At 63.9% G+C, this 16,905-nt stretch carries 16 protein-coding genes, 1 pseudogene and 1 riboswitch; of the genes and pseudogenes, 10 read left to right on the top strand and 7 right to left on the bottom strand.

Annotated features, from left to right (window positions below):
- Positions 1-351: 351 nt before the first annotated feature.
- The gene (locus tag B0G81_RS32560) at positions 352-570 is read right to left on the bottom strand and encodes a hypothetical protein (protein ID WP_106284537.1); all 219 of its coding nucleotides are present in this window, start codon (positions 568-570) and stop codon (positions 352-354) included.
- 449 nt (positions 571-1,019) lie between these two features.
- Between B0G81_RS32560 and B0G81_RS32565 the strand changes: the two genes are divergently transcribed.
- The 3 genes and pseudogenes from B0G81_RS32565 to B0G81_RS32575 all read left to right on the top strand — a co-directional run.
- Entirely contained in the window at positions 1,020-1,214 is a 195-nt protein-coding gene (locus tag B0G81_RS32565) for a hypothetical protein (protein WP_241974619.1), read from the top strand.
- A gap of 178 nt (positions 1,215-1,392) precedes the next feature.
- The gene (locus B0G81_RS32570) at positions 1,393-2,013 is read left to right on the top strand and encodes a hypothetical protein (protein WP_243856673.1); all 621 of its coding nucleotides are present in this window, start codon (positions 1,393-1,395) and stop codon (positions 2,011-2,013) included.
- A 100-nt stretch (positions 2,014-2,113) separates the two neighbouring features.
- A pseudogene (locus B0G81_RS32575) lies at positions 2,114-2,341 on the top strand (LysR family transcriptional regulator); the annotation flags it as partial.
- Between the two features lie 11 nt (positions 2,342-2,352).
- Here the strand turns inward: B0G81_RS32575 and crcB are convergent.
- The gene (gene crcB / locus B0G81_RS32580) at positions 2,353-2,733 is read right to left on the bottom strand and encodes a fluoride efflux transporter CrcB (RefSeq protein ID WP_106284541.1); all 381 of its coding nucleotides are present in this window, start codon (positions 2,731-2,733) and stop codon (positions 2,353-2,355) included.
- Positions 2,734-2,811: 78 nt separating this feature from the next.
- A riboswitch (Fluoride riboswitch) is annotated at positions 2,812-2,873 on the bottom strand.
- 182 nt (positions 2,874-3,055) lie between these two features.
- Positions 3,056-4,243 (bottom strand): ammonium transporter, encoded by a 1,188-nt coding sequence (locus tag B0G81_RS32585; RefSeq protein WP_121308384.1) that lies wholly within the window; start codon positions 4,241-4,243, stop codon positions 3,056-3,058.
- Positions 4,244-4,645: 402 nt separating this feature from the next.
- On the opposite strand from B0G81_RS32585, the gene B0G81_RS32590 reads away from it, so the two are divergent.
- A complete protein-coding gene (locus B0G81_RS32590) occupies positions 4,646-6,394 on the top strand; it encodes a sensor histidine kinase (RefSeq protein ID WP_134141088.1) in 1,749 nt (582 codons plus the stop codon).
- A 3-nt stretch (positions 6,395-6,397) separates the two neighbouring features.
- Here B0G81_RS32590 and B0G81_RS32595 read toward each other — a convergent pair whose 3' ends face one another.
- Both B0G81_RS32595 and B0G81_RS32600 read right to left on the bottom strand, forming a co-directional pair.
- A complete protein-coding gene (locus tag B0G81_RS32595) occupies positions 6,398-6,721 on the bottom strand; it encodes a hypothetical protein (protein WP_134141090.1) in 324 nt (107 codons plus the stop codon).
- Between the two features lie 142 nt (positions 6,722-6,863).
- A complete protein-coding gene (locus B0G81_RS32600; protein WP_106284545.1) occupies positions 6,864-7,445 on the bottom strand; it encodes a DJ-1/PfpI family protein in 582 nt (193 codons plus the stop codon).
- Between the two features lie 300 nt (positions 7,446-7,745).
- Here B0G81_RS32600 and B0G81_RS32605 point away from each other — a divergent pair, with 300 nt between their 5' ends.
- From B0G81_RS32605 to B0G81_RS32620, 4 genes are all read left to right on the top strand, one after another.
- Positions 7,746-8,219: a hypothetical protein gene (locus tag B0G81_RS32605; protein ID WP_134141092.1), complete on the top strand. Its 474-nt coding sequence runs from the start codon at positions 7,746-7,748 to the stop codon at positions 8,217-8,219.
- 87 nt (positions 8,220-8,306) lie between these two features.
- A complete protein-coding gene (locus B0G81_RS32610) occupies positions 8,307-8,762 on the top strand; it encodes an Rrf2 family transcriptional regulator (protein ID WP_116116642.1) in 456 nt (151 codons plus the stop codon).
- A 145-nt stretch (positions 8,763-8,907) separates the two neighbouring features.
- Positions 8,908-9,555, top strand: coding sequence for an NAD(P)H-binding protein (locus B0G81_RS32615; protein WP_134141094.1), 648 nt, complete (start codon positions 8,908-8,910; stop codon positions 9,553-9,555).
- Positions 9,556-9,745: 190 nt separating this feature from the next.
- Positions 9,746-12,376, top strand: coding sequence for a mechanosensitive ion channel family protein (locus B0G81_RS32620; RefSeq protein ID WP_134141096.1), 2,631 nt, complete (start codon positions 9,746-9,748; stop codon positions 12,374-12,376).
- A 197-nt stretch (positions 12,377-12,573) separates the two neighbouring features.
- Here B0G81_RS32620 and B0G81_RS32625 read toward each other — a convergent pair whose 3' ends face one another.
- The gene (locus B0G81_RS32625) at positions 12,574-13,242 is read right to left on the bottom strand and encodes a cysteine dioxygenase family protein (RefSeq protein ID WP_134141098.1); all 669 of its coding nucleotides are present in this window, start codon (positions 13,240-13,242) and stop codon (positions 12,574-12,576) included.
- Positions 13,243-13,386: 144 nt separating this feature from the next.
- On the opposite strand from B0G81_RS32625, the gene B0G81_RS32630 reads away from it, so the two are divergent.
- Together B0G81_RS32630 and B0G81_RS32635 are read left to right on the top strand one after the other, a co-directional pair.
- Positions 13,387-13,854, top strand: a complete 468-nt coding sequence (locus B0G81_RS32630; protein WP_181196667.1) for an Lrp/AsnC family transcriptional regulator — start codon at positions 13,387-13,389, stop codon at positions 13,852-13,854.
- Between the two features lie 200 nt (positions 13,855-14,054).
- On the top strand, positions 14,055-14,264 hold the full coding sequence (locus B0G81_RS32635) for a hypothetical protein (RefSeq protein WP_116116650.1): 210 nt from the start codon (positions 14,055-14,057) through the stop codon (positions 14,262-14,264).
- A 26-nt stretch (positions 14,265-14,290) separates the two neighbouring features.
- Here B0G81_RS32635 and B0G81_RS32640 read toward each other — a convergent pair whose 3' ends face one another.
- Positions 14,291-16,846, bottom strand: a complete 2,556-nt coding sequence (locus B0G81_RS32640) for an FUSC family membrane protein (RefSeq protein ID WP_134141101.1) — start codon at positions 16,844-16,846, stop codon at positions 14,291-14,293.
- Positions 16,847-16,905: the final 59 nt, after the last annotated feature.

Here is a 16,905-nt window from a genome sequence, read left to right on the forward strand (position 1 = left end):
TTACACGTCGAGAGCATAACGAAGCATCCATTTGAGAGCTGCTTCGTCGACCTGGGTGGGCACTCCGCAGAACGAGCCCTCACCGTGCTTACCGCGGCGGTGCATGCCGCTCAACGTGAAATGAATGCCTTTGATTGGATTACTCACGCACTGCCCGGTGCCACTCTCAAACCGGCCCTGGCATTCGGCACGGTTGGCGAGTTGTACCGCTCATACACGAGGCCCGCTGAACTGGGGCGCTTGAAAGGCGTACTGCGCTCCTGACAGCGAATTGGATCGGCGTCGCGGTAGCTCGCACGTAAACGAGCAGCGCAAGGCTGCGGCGTTCGCGCCTGCTTTACGGCTGGCGGTTCAATACGCACTTGCGACACGCTTCACATAAGCGTCGACTTGCATGTCGATTAACGGCGTCGCCGTCACTGCGACGGCCACGTCATCCGACTCGGGCAGCAACCCGACAAATGCTGCGATGCCGGCGCCGCAGACCACCACGACAGAGATGGCAGCGGCGGCGACAAGTGAAGACGCACGCAGCGGAATGGCATTAACGAAACCCTGCAAGACGCACATGATGGCAACCTCCGTTGAGGCAGCCATATTTGCAACGATCGTGCCGACGGAGAGGTCGTTTCCGCAGAGCCATTCGAGTCGGGGCTGCAAGCCTTGTTGATGCCGATTTGGCCGGGCGAAGGCATGATCCGATGTTGGGTTCAGGCGAACATTTCAGTTTGTCTGCTGCCGTCGGGGCCAACACTTGCGCGAACCGCATGCATGGATAGGGCGGCAATCGTCGGTTCAGAGGTGATGTACGTTAGAACTCAGTCGCGTCGTCGAGCCACCGACGTCGGCAGCGTTGGAAAGTCTTGCGCTAAACTCTTCGAACAATCGACCACGGTGACTAATCGACCACGGTGACTCATGGGGCAAGTTTCATGGACCGTACTGAATTCCTCCAGGCCACTCGACAGCTAGCAGCAGCCGCCGAGATTCTAGCCAGGGCGGGTCCTAAGGATTCGCGATTGGATGCGTCGCAAATGCTCGAATTCTTTCGCCGGTACGACCGTCCCGGTCCCGAGGCGAGTGCCGTCGTAACATCTGACGACGATCTGTTCGTTCGCACAGGCAAAGCGGCGCTGACGATGGCAGGGCGCAATGAGTTCGCCGCGTCGCAAGCTCTCCTCGAGCAGGCGAGGTCTCTTTTAACCCTGACATGAAATCAGCGACTGCGAGCCAGATTCGGTAAGCTGCTTCGAGTGCCACCTCATGCGGCGGCACTTTGAACGGTCTCGTGACCCTGCCGCAGGCATAGGGAATTTCGCTCGCGAGCTACCGCACTTTTAACAAGGCAACGACATTCAAGGAGGGCCGGTGCATTTAAAGCGATTTCTGCCAATGCTGCTGTCAATGGCGGCTTTGGGTCCAACCGGAGCATGGGCAAGCGATATTCAATGTGCAACCACGCGACAACCGGCTGAACGCGTCATATGCGACCACGCCATCCTGAACAACGAATACGACGATATCTCCGCGCAACAACAGGCTCTGTTGAGCAGCGGCAAGCTTTCGCGCGAACAGGTCGCTCAGTGGCGGCAATTGCGCAACGCATGCAGCGACGTTCACTGCATTGATACGGTATTCGCCAAGTGGAAGGCGTTGGCCAGATCGGCCGAAGCGAGTTCTAACGCCGCACAGGCTCCGGCCATGGCTTCATCCACTGACAGTGCTCCTGTTGGTCCGATTGGGGATGCCGTTCCCGCGGTCGCATCTCAGGCGTCCCCGACGTCGGAGGCCTCTCTCGTGCGCCAGGGGAGTGCCGCCGGTGTGGCGCTCCCGAAGCCGGTTGAAACGCCGAGCTCTTCGCCTGCTGCCGCTTCCGCTGCTTCCAGTCCGGATGAAAGGCGCGGCACGATGGGCATGAGCGCCGGTCTGATAGTGGCCTTGCTTGTCGCGCTTGGATTCGCTGTGCTCTTCAGGCGCCGGGCGAAGAGTGGTGGAAAACCGAGGGATCGCTAAATAGCTCAAGGCGCAAGCTCCATGCGTCTCAACCGTAGCCAAGGAGCGCTTCAGCTCAAAATTTGATGGACCGGAACCGGCGTCGCTATGAGCGTCGATTTTGTCGCCAGCCCACTCGCAATACGGTGCCGATAGCGGCCGGGTCTTCGGATTCGGCCGTACGCGCGCCGCTGACCAGTTGAACATCGCGCAACCCGCGCTGAGTCAGGCGCTCACGCTCACCAAAAAGGAACCGGGCGTCAAGCTGTTCAACCCGACGCGGCGTGGCGCGGACCTGACCGCCGCCGGACTGGCGATCGTCGAAGACGTGCGGGTGAGCGAATCGAGACGGGTGCGCCTTCAGCGCGACAGCAGCGACACCGTCGCAATACCGAGCATGGTCATCAGAAGCGACGCGGCCACGTGAATCACGATCTCGCCCGCCGCCCAGCCGAGCCGGCCGTCCTGGAGGCGCTGCACCACTTCCGCTGAAAAGGTCGAGAAAGTCGACAGGCCGCCCATCAAGCCGGTGATGACGAAGAGCCGCCATTCGGGCGCGATCTGCGGCGCCCGCGCAAAGCCTGCGACCGCGACGCCGATCACATATCCGGCAATGACGTTGGCGGCGAAAGTGCCGAGCGGCAAGCCGCTGAAGACGCCGTTCAGGCGAATGCCCAGAAACCAGCGGAATAACGAACCGAGCGCGCCGCCGATGCCGACAGCGAGTATGGACCAATACATGAGAGGAGGCCTGGCAAAACCGGAGGGTCGACAAACCGGGCAGAGCGAGGAGCACGACGCCGACTCCGCGTTCATCCGGACGAAGCAGGCATCATCAGCCACGAGGGCGGTTAAGGGAGAATGCCATCTCCAGCGCGGAAGTCTAACAGCGGCGCGCGCATGCGGGGACAGGTCGGGGCGTTCGCAAACGGGTTGCTGCGGAGTCCGGCCCGATGGAATGCCGCAGGTTGGGCGCCGGCGCGATCCGTGCGCCGGAGCTGAAAAGCCACCGGCGCGACGCGTACGCGAGACGAAAGCGCCGACCGGCGCTCGCGGTCGGATTTCACTCCGAGGTCGCCGAAATCTTATGGATCGACAGATCGGCGCCGTTGTATTCGTCTTCCTGATCGAGCCTTAGCCCCACCGTCAACCGGATCGCACCGTACACAAGCGTGCCGCCGAGCGTCGCGACCACGATTCCTCCCAGCGTGCCCACCAGTTGCGCGCCGAACGAAACGCCGCCCAGACCGCCAAGCGCGCGCAGGCCAAAAATGCCTGCGGCGATGCCGCCCCACGCGCCGCACAAGCCGTGCAACGGCCACACCCCGAGCACGTCGTCGATGCGCCAGCGGTTCTGCACGCAGGTGAACATATAAACGAACAGCACCCCGGCGATGCCGCCTGTCACCAGCGCGCCGAGCGGATGCATCACGTCGGAGCCCGCGCAGACCGCCACCAGTCCGGCGAGCGGCCCGTTGTAAGTGAAGCCGGGGTCGTTGCGGCCCGCGAGCCACGCGGTCAGCGTGCCGCCGACCATCGCCATCAGCGAATTGACGGCGACGAGGCCGCTGATCTTGTCGATGGTCTGCGCGCTCATCACGTTAAAGCCGAACCAGCCGACCGCCAGCACCCAGGCGCCGAGTGCGAGGAACGGAATATTCGAAGGCGGATGCGCGGCGATCCCTCCGTCGCGATGATAGCGGCCGTGACGGGCGCCGAGCAGCAACACGGCCGGCAACGCGACCCAGCCGCCGAACGCATGCACGACCACCGAGCCGGCGAAGTCGTGGAACGGCACACCGAACACGTGGGCAAGCCAGTCCTGGACGCCGAAGCGGTTGTTCCACGCTATTCCTTCGAAGAACGGATAGATGAAGCCGACCAGCACGAACGTCGCGAAGAGTTGCGGGTTGAACTTCGAACGTTCGGCGATGCCGCCGGATACGATCGCCGGAATCGCGGCGGCGAATGTCAGCAGGAAGAAGAAGCGCACCAGTGCATAGCCGTTGTGCGCCGCCAGCGACTCGGCGCTGCCGAAGAACTGCACGCCGTACGCGATGGTGTAGCCGATAAAGAAATACGCGATCGTCGAGACCGAAAAGTCCACCAGAATCTTGACCAACGCGTTGACCTGATTCTTTTTGCGCACTGTCCCAAGTTCGAGAAACGCGAACCCTGCGTGCATGGCGAGCACCATCGCGGCACCGAGCAAAAGAAAGAGGGTGTCGGTGCCAGTTTTCAGACTTTCCATCGATATGTCCCGCGTATGCCAAAAAAGCGGGCATTGAACGCAAGAAGCGGGCCAAATTTGTGCGCGAGCCGCGTCGGAAAGGTGCAAATCGGCACCGGTGAAGGGATTGCTCGTGCATTTCGAGCAACACGGACGTCGTCGCGGCCGCACCTGAGTTCGCACAAAACGCACAATTAATGTGCATATGATCTCCGTGACGAAAACTACGAACCAAATCGGGGCGAATTATTCGATTTGATTTACGTTTAGGTCAGAACACTGACGTTTTGCGTACGACTGCGGTGCACGCTGGCGGCGCAAACCTGGCCGATGGCGGGCGCGCTTTGTTTTCCTGCACAACGCCGACATAATGTCCCGTCCCCGAGCATGATCTGTCGGGCCACCGACCCCCAATGCGCACGCATGAGACTGACCACTAAAGGCCTGTTGCTGATCGCGATTCCGGCCCTCTTCGAGTTGTCGCTATTGTCCGGACTGGTCAAGGCGCAAGCGGATGCGACACAGGCGGAGCGCTGGGCTGTCCATAGCCAGGACGTGCTGCGCCAGACCACCGCGATTCTCGAACCGGTGCTGGGCGAGTCGGTTGCGCTGCGCGGCGCGGTGCTTGCCAACGACGCCCGCTTTTCCACGCCCGTGTCGGTGTGGATGGACGTCGACCGGCGTATCGATCAATTGGCCGAACTGGTCGCCGACAATCCGGCGCAAGTCGAGCGCGTAGTTCAGGTGCGCCAGTCGGTGCAGGCTTACCGGCAATGGTCGGATCGCATCCAGGACCTGCTGCATTCGGGCCGACGGCGCGACGTGCTTGCGCGCTTCCGCGACCTTGCGCCGTCCGATGTGCTCGACCGCTTTCGTCAGCAAATCGCGGCGTTCCAGACGGAAGAGCGGCGTCTCGACACATTGCGTTCGAATGCGGCCGACGCCGCCCGCGAGCGGCAGCAGACCCTGGTGGTCGCGGCCGTGCTGGGCTCCCTGCTGTTCGTCGCGCTGGCTGTCTGGTTGTTCACGCGCGGCGTGCGCGGCCGGCTTGCGCTCCTCGCCGACAACGCCGGGCGCCTCGCGGGCAATGAACCGCTGGCGCCCATCGGCCCTGGCCGCGACGAGATCGCGCGTCTCGATCTGACCTTGCACGAGACCAGCCGGCGCCTGCTCGAAGCCGAGCGCATAGAGGCGCGCTTCCGGGCCGATCTTGCGCGCCGCACTGGCGAACTGGCGCGGATCAACGAGACCTTGCGTCAGCAGACCCAGGAAAACGAAATGTTCATCTACAGCGTGTCGCACGATCTGCGTGCGCCGCTGGTGAATCTGCAAGGCTTCTCGAAGGAGCTGATTCGTTCGTGCGACGAACTTCGCGCCGCCGTGCGCGAGTCGTCGCTCGCGGCCGAGACGCGGCAGCGCATCGAACGGGTGGTCGACGAGGACATCGGCGAAGCGTTGCATTATCTGCAGACGGCGGTGCTGCGCGCTTCGCACATCATCGACGCGTTGTTGCGGCTGTCGCGCGTCGGCCGGGTCGAGTATCGGCAGCAGAAGGTCGAGGTGCGCGATATCGTGCCGCGCGTCATCGACGCGATGCAAGCCTCGATCCGCGCGCGCCGCGCTCCGGTCAGCGTGGGCGAATTGCCCGCCGTGTGGGGCGATCCCACTGCGCTGGAACAGGTGTTCGCGAACCTGATCGGCAACGCGGTGAATTATCTCGACCCTTCGCGGGAAGGCCGGATCGAGATCGGTACGACGCCCGCGCCGCCGGGTGTGCACTCGCTGCGGATCTTTTACGTGCGGGACAACGGCCTGGGGATTCCGGCGGTCGCCTTGCCGCGGCTATTCAACGCGTTTCAGCGCTTGCATGGCAATGTGGCGGCGGGTGAGGGCATCGGCCTCGCGCTCGTGCGCCGCGTGGTGGAGCGGCACGGCGGGCGTGTGTGGGCGGAGTCTAAAGAAGGCGTGGGCACGACGTTCTATCTGTCGCTGCCTGAGGCCGAGGCGCGGATCGCGCAGCAGGCGGTGGGCACGTCGGCGCCACCAGTGGTGACGAGTGCTCAAGTCATTCGCGAGGCCCGCCCGGGCGTGGAAGATCGCGATCGCAGGAGTGGGAGTGATGGCGGCGCCGCACATGTGGCGGACGCGCGGCCCGGCATCAGTACGCCGTAGCCGTTACGCGGTAAAGAGACGGCGTGGCTTGAGCATTTTTCTACCGCGAATCGACCAGTAGCAGCCGCACGCTATCAGGATCGTAACGCCCGTCAGGGCTTCCAGCGGCGCCGGATGCAGACCCGGCAACCCGTCCAGGGCGAAGAGGCCGCGCGCGGCGAGCAACAGCGCAGCCCATACCGAACACGCGGCCTGAACCAGCATGCGCGTGCCCGCCAGACGGCGCGCGCGGTTTTCGCGCGACCAGTTGGCCGGCGTGCGTCCGCAGAAAAAGGCAATTGCCATCAACACGACGGCGAGAATGACGATCCAGTCGGTCAGTTCCATTGAAAAAGCTCTCCCAAGTCAGCCGGCGACTATAGAAAAGCCTTGCGCTACGAACTATCGGACGAGTCTCAATTACGGGAAGTTTTGGCGAGCGCGCGTTGCCGCAAGGACAAGGCGCTCGCCGATGGATCAGGCAGACAGATCAGAGTTCGATGCGCGTGCCGAGCAGCACGAGGAATTGGCGCAGCCATTCGGGATGCGCGGGCCACGCCGGTGCGGTGACGAAATTGGCGTCGGTGATCGCGGCGTCGACGGGAATGTCGGCGTATTCACCGCCCGCCAGCTTTACTTCGGGCGCGCAGGCCGGGTAGGCGGAAATGCGTTTGCCGCGGATCACGTCGGCGGCGGCCAGCAGTTGCGCGGCGTGGCAAACGGCCGCGATCGGCTTGCCGGCTTCGGCGAATTGCCGCACGAGTTCGATCACCTTGTGATTGAGCCGCAGATACTCCGGCGCGCGGCCGCCGGCGATCGCGAGCGCGTCGTATTGGCGCGGGTCGGCGTCGTCGAAGGTGGCGTTGAGTGTGAATTGATGGCCGGGCTTTTCAGTGTAGGTCTGATCGCCTTCGAAATCGTGAATCGCGGTCTTGATCCGGTCGCCCGCCTTCTTGTTCGGGCAGACCGCGTCGACTACATGGCCGACCGCCTGCAGCGCCTGGAACGGCACCATCGTTTCGTAATCCTCGGCGAAGTCGCCGGTCAGAAACAGAATCTTCTTTGCCGCCATCGTATGCCTCCAATTGATCAACGGAACACAGCGAATGAGCTGCGACGCTCACTCGTTGACGCACATCAGCTCAGGGAGTCTACTCCACTACGTTTGACAGAACCGCGACGGATCATGCGGTGGACACGACCGGACGCGCGCGTCCGGGCCGTGGAACTCAGCGCCGGCGTAAGGCTCGGCGCGCGGCGCTGCTTAGAGCGAACCGCCTTCCAGGCGCTCGTTAAGGCGCGTGCAGCGCAACGGCGTATCATTGGCGCGTTTTCGCATTCGGAAGCCGCTCGACGCGGCTCACACACAATCATGATTTTATCCATCCGTTCATCCTTGCTGCGCCGTGCCGCGTTCGTTGCCGTCGTGTTCGGCGGCCTCGCCGCCTGTCAGAAGAACGACGCGTCCGCCGGCCAGGTTGCCGGCAAGCTCAACGACGCGGCCCAGGTCGCCGGCCAGAAGCTCGATCAGGCGGCCAGCTACGTCGGCCAGCAGGTCGACGCGACCAAGTCCGCCGCGCAGCAGAACCTCGACTCGGCCTCGGCGCCCACGATCAAGATCGACCCCAACGCGTTGGCTTCGACGGCGCAAGCGAACCTGCAAAGCGCGGCGAGCGCCACCAATGCGCAACTCGGCAAGGCCGCGTCGCTGACCGGGCAGGGGCTCGAATCGGCGGGGCGCAAGCTCCAGGAATGGTCGGCGCAAAGCTCGGCGTCGTCGACGAGTGCGGCGGCTTCGTCGTCATCGGACGATTCGGGCGATGCGCAAAAGCAGATGGACAAGTGACATGCCGGCTGGCTCGCCATATCGTTTGACAGTCGGATTAAATGTAATTACTATGGTTACACATTGTCGTCGCCGGGCGGGTTTGTTGTGAACACGAGCAGCCGGTTTGCATTCGCGGTGCATGTGCTCGCGCTGCTGTCGTTGCAGGAGGGCGCGCCGTTGTCGTCGGACATGATCGCGGGGAGCGTGAATACGAATCCCGCGCTGATCCGGCGGCTTCTGAGCATGCTGGCGGAAGCGGGCCTCACCACGTCGCAGCTCGGCGCGGGCGGCGGCGCGCTGCTGGCCCGGGCGCCGGAGCAGATCACGCTGCTCGAGGTGTATCGTGCGGTAGACGACGCGCAACTGTTCGCGTTGCATCGCGAGGAGCCGAATCCGGCGTGCATGGTCGGGCGCAATATCCAGGGCGTACTGCGCGGCATCATCGACGAAGCGCAGCAAGCCATGGAAGCCTCGCTCGGCGCGCGCACGCTGGCCGACGCCACAGCCGACGTGGTGCGTGCCGAGAAGCAGCGCGAACGCAAGAAGCGCTCGCACGGGTGACGTAGCAGAAAAGCAGTACGGAAGGGCGCGTGGCGGTCAATCGCAACATGCGCCTCTCAACGAACGGGGGGCTCAAGCCCCTCTTTTTTCCGCGTTATATGTAATCGGTGTAGTTACATATATGCTAACGACAGGAGCAGTGAAAATGAGCAAACAGTTGAAGATCGCATTGTTCGGCGCCACCGGCATGATTGGTTCGCGGATCGCCGCCGAAGCAGCCCGCCGCGGGCATCAGGTGACGGCGCTGGCGCGCAATCCGGCGCGCGTGCCGACCGACGTGGCGAATCTGAAAGCGGCGCAAGCGGATCTGCTCGATGCCGCGAGCGTCGGCGCGGCGGTGCGCGGCCACGACGTGGTGGCGAGCGCCTATGCGCCGCCGCAAGACGATCTCGCGGCGCTCGGCAAAGCGACTCGCGCGCTTATCGAAGGCGTGCGCGCGGCGGGCCTGAAGCGCCTCGTCGTGGTGGGCGGCGCGGGTTCGCTCGAAGTGGCGCCGGGCAAGCAACTGGTCGATTCGGAAGGTTTTCCTGACGCCTACAAGGCCATCGCGCTCGAGCATCGGAAAGTACTCGACGACTACCGCAGCGCGACCGACCTCGACTGGACCTTCTTCGCGCCGGCCGCGATCATCGCGCCGGGCGAGCGCACGGGCAAATTCCGCACGGGCGCGAACGCGTTGCTGGCCGACGCCGAGGGCAATAGCCGCATTTCCGCGGAAGACTACGCCGTTGCTTTCGTCGATGAACTGGAGCAGGGCCGTTTCATCCGTCAGGTCGCAACGGTCGCTTATTGAGCCGGAAACGAGGCTGAACGGGCCGTGCGCGGGAACTGCCAACGCCAACGCCAACACGACGTCAGGATTCGCGCGCGGTCCTCACAACGCTTGAGCCCGCGCAAGCGTCCTAACATTCGGTTACGCAAGTTCGGTCGCTCCCGATAAAAGTGCGGATACACTGGCGTCTCCCGTTTTCTTACGGATTGCCATGCAGTCATGCCCGTCGCGGCGTGAGTCCGAGGCTGCGCCGTCCAACGGCGGGCAGCTGGCGACCCACGCCGCCTTTCATTTTTCTTCTGACCGTAGCGCATGCGACACCCGCCGTGGCGCGCGCCCGCCACTCGCCGCACGGTTCGGCGCATGGGCGGCCGCAGTTTTTGTCGCGCTGATCCTGAGTGTCGTCGGCTGGTTGCCCGCGAACGCGTTTGCCGCGGGCGCCGCCACCGGCACGCCCGTCATCCCGGCCTTGCAGAGCCTGATCAACAGCGCGACGGTCTCGGCGACCCCCGCGTCCTCCGCTTCAGGCGCATCGGCCGCGGAGGAGGCGTCCGCGCCGTCGCCGGCCAGCCAGGCGGAATTGGCGCGCTCGCTCGATAGCGTGATCTCCACGCTCGACAACGACCGCCAGCGCACCGCGCTCGTCGCCCAGCTCAAAAAATTGCGCGACGTCTCGCAAAACGTCGCGCCGCCCGCGCCTGCGCAGCCGAGCGCCGGCCTGCTCGGCGCGATCGCGTCGGGCATTGCGTCGTTCGAATCGGACGTGCATCAAGGCCGTACGCCGGTCCGCTATTGGGGCGGCCGCTTCAACGCGGCCGGCAATGAGCTCTACACGATCGTCTCCGGGCAGGGGCACGAGAGCTTCGGCCGGATTCTGTTTTCGATGGCGGCAATGCTGGCCGGCTGGGGTGCCTGCGCCGGCGCGCTGATCTATGTGCAGCATCGCCTGTACCGGCGCTTCGGCATTGTCATGGGATTGCAGCCGAATCCCACCACGCGCGAACTGCTGATCTTCGCGCTGCGTCGCGTCGGCCCCTGGATCATCGCCTTCGTGGCCGCGCTGCTGTTCGTGCGCGCCATGCCCGACGCGCTCGGCCGTACGCTCGGCATGGTGGTCGCGTATGCAATCGTCGCGGGCGCGGCGTTTTTGGCGATCTGTCTGATCATGTTTTCACTGTTCGGCTCGGGGCACCGGCGGATCGCCGTGCGCCTGCTGATCGATCATGCGCGGCGCGTGCTGTTCGTGGTCGGCGTGTGCGGCGCGCTCGGCGACGCCGCCGTCAATTACGACGTCGCCCATCAACTCGGCTCGAACCTCGCCGCCTTGATTTCGACGGCGGCCAACATGACGGCCGCTGTGCTGACCGGCTATTTCGCGCTCGCGTTTCGCCGGCCGGTCGCGCATCTGATCCGGAACCGGCCTTATGAGCAGCGCACCAATCACAAGGCCGCGACCGACGCCTTCGAGGTGCTCGCCGCGCTGTGGCACGTGCCCGTGCTGGTGCTGGCCACCGCTTCGGTGGTCGCGACGCTCGGCGGGTCGGGCTCCAGCGAGAACGTGCTGCAGATTTCGGTGGTAACCGCGGCCCTGCTGGTGCTGGCGTTTTTCCTGTCGGCCATCGTGCTGCGTCTGACGCGTCCGCGCAGTGCGCGCGCGCGTCGCCGCTCGCCCTATCTGACACGCTTGCTGCGCTTTTTCGGCACGCTGCTGACGCTCTTCATTTGGCTGTTCTTCTTCGAGCTCGCCGCGCGTTTGTGGGGCGTGTCGCTCGCCGCGGTGGTCGAGGAAAACGTGGCCGCGCGCGGGATCGCGCATGCGGTGACGGCGATCGTCGCCACCGTGTTCATCGCCTGGCTGTTGTGGATTCTGGTCGACACGGCGATCACCGAGGCGCTCAATCCCGCCGGGCCGCGCAACAAGGCGCGTGCGCCGAGCATGCGCGCCCGCACGATGCTGCCGCTGGTGCGCAACGTGCTGCTGGTCTCGATCATGACGATCGCCGGCATCGTGACGGCGGCGAATCTCGGCATCAATGTCACGCCGCTGCTGGCGGGCGCCGGCGTGATCGGCCTCGCGATCGGCTTCGGCGCGCAGTCGCTCGTGACCGACCTGATCACGGGGCTGTTCATCATCATCGAGGATACGATTTCGGTGGGCGACTGGATCGACGTGGACGGCGGCCATGCGGGCACGGTCGAGCATCTGTCGATCCGTACCGTGCGGCTGCGCGACGGTCAGGGCGCCATTCACGCGATCCCGTTCTCACAGATCAAGATCGTCAAGAACCTCTCGCGCGACTTCGCGTATGCCGTGTTCGAAGTGCGCATGTCGTTCACCACCGACGTCGATCAGATCACGCAACTGATTCGCGAAGTCGGCGCGGATCTGATGGCCGACTTCCGCTACCGGCGCGAGATGCTGGGGCCGATCGAGGTGTGGGGGCTGGACCGTTTCGATCCGAACTGGATGGTCGTGAAAGGGCAGATCAAAACGCGGCCGTTGCAGCAGTGGAGCGTGGCGCGCGCCTTCAATCTGCGTCTGAAGCTCAAGATGGACGAAGCGGGCATCGAGATTCCGGTGCCGCAGATGCGTGTGTACACGTCGTCGAAAGATAGCGAAGGGCAGCCTTTGCAGGACGATGAAGTGTCGGGATTCGCGCATCCGCATGAGCATGAGCATGCGCAGGCTGGCGCGGCGTCGGCGGCGCGGGCGGTGCATGCGCCGCTCGCCGTGGCACGCGATGTATCGCACGAACCGCGGCCGGCGCCGCCGCCGACCGGGCAAACCGCGCCGATTCCGCCGCAGATTCCGACGGCAGGCGAGGCGGGCGGGAAGAGTTGATAGCTGCCGGGAGCGGGAAGTTGGTCTTTCGTGCCCGCGTCGTGTCCATGCGAGCGTACCGAGGTCACACGCTACTTCTGGATGTCCTGCTTGCGACGAGGCCGCGCGGTTCACGCTGGACGTGAGTTTCAGCGGGCATGCCAGGCGTGCCCGTTTTGCGTATCACAAGGTTCGGGGCGCCCGTGCCGCGTGTCGTTTCAGGCCAGCGCCGGCACATCCGCCGTACGCACGATGTCATTGACGTGTGTCGCGATCTGCGCGCCCGCGACGCCGTAAATATGCAGCGAAACGGCCGGCGCTTCGCTGCGATTACCCAGCTGATGAATCCCGCCACGCCCGCCTCGCACGAACGACACCGCGCCCGCTTTGCGCGCTTGTGTGCGCGTGGCGCTCGCGCAATGCTGCGCGCCGTTCCATTCGAATACTGTTTCGCTCAGCGTGCCGTCCACCACGGCGTAGCCGCACCACGTGTGGTGCGCATGCACGGGGCTCGCCTGTTGCGGCAACCACACCAGCGCGGCGATCGCGTAACGGCCGTGCGGATCGGCAGCCAGCAGATGACGCCGGTATTTCTCGACCGCGCCTTCGCGTTGTGCCGCCGTGAGCAATTCCGGGTTTGCCGCCGCCTCGGCGAGCGCCACGCGCATGCTGCGCGCGAAAAAGGTCGAATCTGAAGGTTCGGGGAAATGGGCGCAGGCGTCGAAAATCGCGTCCAGGGTGTCGCAGAGGCGCGCGAGCGGCGCGTTGCGCACGGCGCGCGACAACATGTCCACCTGCTCGCACGAGGCCGCCTGAGCCGCGTCGACGGGTAGCAAGCGTTGGGCTGGGAGGCATTCGAGGGATGCGGAGCGAAGGTCTTGACTCATGATGATCAGGCAGCGGTTGGGCTGCTCATCGGTTGTTTTCGGATAGGGATATTTATACCGGTTTGCCTGGAGAAAGAGTTTCCATATAATTCCCTCTGGAATCTGAAAAGTAGAATAATTTCCTATGGGGATGTCATGACGGGAATGGATATCATCGACCGGAAGCTGCTGGAGTTGCTGCAAGCGGACGCGACCATGCCGATCGCCGAACTGGCGCAACGCGTGAATCTGTCGCAAACGCCGTGCTGGAAGCGGCTGCAGCGTCTGAAAGAGGCGGGCGTGATCCGCGCGCAGGTCGCGCTGTGCGACGCGCGCAAACTTGGCGTGGGCACGACGGTGTTCGTCGCGGTGCGCACCAATCAGCACACCGAGGAGTGGGCGCGAACCTTCACGCATGCGGTGCAGGAGATTCCGGAAGTGGTGGAGGTGTACCGGATGAGCGGCGAAACCGATTACCTGCTGCGCGTGGTGGTGTCCGATATCGACGACTATGACCGTGTGTACAAGCAACTGATCGCCGCAGTGCCGCTGTACGACGTGAGTTCGAGTTTTGCGATGGAGCAGATCAAGTATTCGACGGCGTTGCCGGTGAGACCGGCCATGGTGAGGTAGGCGGGGCAGCGGGTGCGCCGTTTGCTGCTTCTCAGACAGCGAATCGTACGACGCAGCCGGCGGCAGTCGAGGCTCTTCCGCAAGCTCACATACCCATGCCATTGAGCCCGCCCGCTGCAAGCTGTGTGCAAGCTCAGTGGGCGTAGAATGCCGCCTTCCCAGACACCATCCGCGACTGCTTCGCGAACCGAGCCCGCCTCATGAACAAACCGCCGCGCAAGAAGAACCCGACCTTTGGCATTGCTGCGTTCATCGTGGTCGCGGTGTTGCTGGTGATCGCCACACTCTTCTATAACGCCATCAAGGAAAAGCACGACTTCGACCGCCAGAATGCAGAGGCGCCGTCGATTTCGTCGGGTGCGGCCGCAGCGGCGACTGCCGCCAAACCGGCAAGCGGCGTTGCTCAATAGGGCGACGCGCACGTCGACGCCATTTTTCACTCGTCCGGCAGGCGAATCACGCTCGCATCCTTGCGAATCTGCGCCGCCGCTGACAGCATCTGCTTGCACTGATGCGCAAGCAATTTCATGTCATGCACGGCATCCGCCGAATAGTCCGGCGATTTCTCCGTTTCGACCACCATTGCATCGAGTTCGCGGCCCAGCAGTTTGATCTGCTCGCTTTGATCGGCGGCCGGCGCGGTGCCGGTTTCAGCCTCGGTGAGATTGTCGCGCACGACGCTCAGCGCGCGCTGCAGCGGTTGCAGCGAGACGCCGTCGACCTGCTGTTGCGCCGAAGTACGCAGCAGCGGCGCGGCCGCGGTGATCTGCGAGGCGAGCACGTGGCTGCGCACCAGCAGGCCGTTCAACTCCGGCACGAACTTCTGCGCGGACTTCGGTTCGAGCATCATGCGCTGAAATGCCTGGCCCAGATTGGCGAACGCCACGTGAACGTTCTTGCGGGCGAGCCGGTAGCGGTAGTCGCGATCGAGCGCAGTCGCCGCCGCGGCAGCGGCAGCGGAGGCGCCGGAGACGGGCTTCGCGGTCGGGTTGCTGACCGTGGTCGTGCCCGCACTGGCGCCGGAGTCGGGAATTGGTTTCGCCGTTGCGCCAATGGACGCTGTCGCCGCCGCATTAGCGACACCGTTAGCGCCAGCGTTCGCGCTGCCGCCCGCACCAGCGCTGGCGTGACCGTTTGCAACGCTGCTGCCGCCGCGTGCCCCGCCACCGGCCGCCGCCAACACAGGCTTGCCGAAGTCGATCGCCGGATCGGCCATCGCCGCCGCCGGCGCACGCGCCCCGGCTTCGGTCACGGTAGCGACCACCGCGGCGGCCGGCTTGCCGCTCCACCACCAGCTCGCTTCCAGATACTGCCGCGTCGCGTTGATCATGTTGTTGACCAGCTTGCCCATCAAGCGATATTCCCAGTACGGGAACAGATGGCTCGCCGCGATCGCGATCGCGCAGCCCACCACGGTGTCGATCGCGCGCTCGCCGATTATGCGCATGCTGCCCGGCGCGAGCAGATGGAACATCAGCAGCACATATGACGAGGTGAACACCACGCTCGCCGTGTAATTGAACAGCAGCAGGCTATAGCTCATCACCATCGACGCGAACATCACCACCAGCAGGATGTGGGGCTCCTTGACGAAGATCATTAGCGCGATACTCGCCGCGCAGCCGATCAGCGTACCGACAATCCGCTGTCCGTTGCGCTGTTTGGTCAGCGAATAGCCGGGCTTCAGAATGATGACAGTAGTCATCACGATCCAGTAGGCGTTGGTGAGCGGCAGCAGCCGCCCGAGCCAGAAGCCGACGGCGACGGCAATCGTTACGCGCAACGCGTGGCGGAAGCTCGGCGAGGCCATGGTCAGATTCGAGAAGATCTGCCCGAACGGCACGCGCCGGCTCGATACGAAACGCGTGAGCGCCTGATCGAGCCGCAGTTCGGTCTCGCTCGTGCTGGGCTCGCTGGAGAGACTCTTGCGCATCTTGTCGATCAGACGCGTGGCGCTCCAGACGCGCCGGAAAGTCGACGAGATCGCCGAATAAGCCTCGTGGTTTTTTGCCGGCAGATCCTGCTTGCGCATCAGCTCGATTTCGAACTCGATGGCGCGCAATTCCGCCTTCACGTTCACGCGCCCACGCGGCGCCTGGTTCTGCAGTACCGCGAGGCCGATCTCTTCCAGATCGGCAGCCGCCTTGCGAATCAGATCGCGGTAGAACACCAGCAGATCCGAGCCGCCGAAGGTGGTGCGCACCAGCGGGTAATCGGTATGGGCGCCAACGAACAGCTCGTGAAGATCGACCGTGTTGATGAAAAGATTGAACAGCATGGCGCGGCGTGGTTCGAGCTTGCCGCTCTTGAATCTGGGCAGATTGCGCAGCACGATGTCGCGCGCGGCGTCCTGGCGCTCCACCGCGGTGATCTGCTTGTCGACCAGGTTGCGATAGCACTCGTCGAGATCGTTATCGAGGTCGTAGAACTCGGCGCGCGCCAGCAGATAGTCGGCGCACGCGAACACGCTTTCGGCCAGCGCCTGCTGTTCGATGCGATGCATCATCCAGCGGCTCACGAAGGTCGACCAGTAGGTGTACCAGAGGCCGCCCACCAGAATCCACGAAGCGTTGACGAGCGCCTGCATGGGCGTGAAGTGCTCTTCCAGCGTCATGATCATCATGAACAGCGTGGCAAAGCTGATCTGAGGCCAGCGGTTGCCGTACACGACGATCAATGACAGCAGGAAGGTGAGCGGTACGACCGTGCACCACAGCGCTACCGCGTTCACGGTGGCGAGCCCGGTGGCAAGCGCGGACAGGAAGCCGATCACCGTGCACGCCAGCATCTCGTTGTGCTTGTACTTGAGCGGCCCCGGCATATCCACCACGCACGCGCCGAGCGCGCCGGTCGCGATCGTGAAGCCAAGCTCTCGATTGTGAAACACGATCAGACACAGAACCGCCGGTAACGACACGCCGACTGCGATGCGCAGGCCGCCATAAAAGTACTGGCTGTAGAGGAATTTTTTTATTTCAACCGAATAACGCATCGACTGCCTGGATTCCATTCACTGAGAAAACCGCGGTTGATGGGGCGGACCCGGGCAAA

The sequence above is a fragment of the Paraburkholderia sp. BL6665CI2N2 genome (assembly GCF_004366535.1).
Taxonomy (GTDB): domain Bacteria; phylum Pseudomonadota; class Gammaproteobacteria; order Burkholderiales; family Burkholderiaceae; genus Paraburkholderia.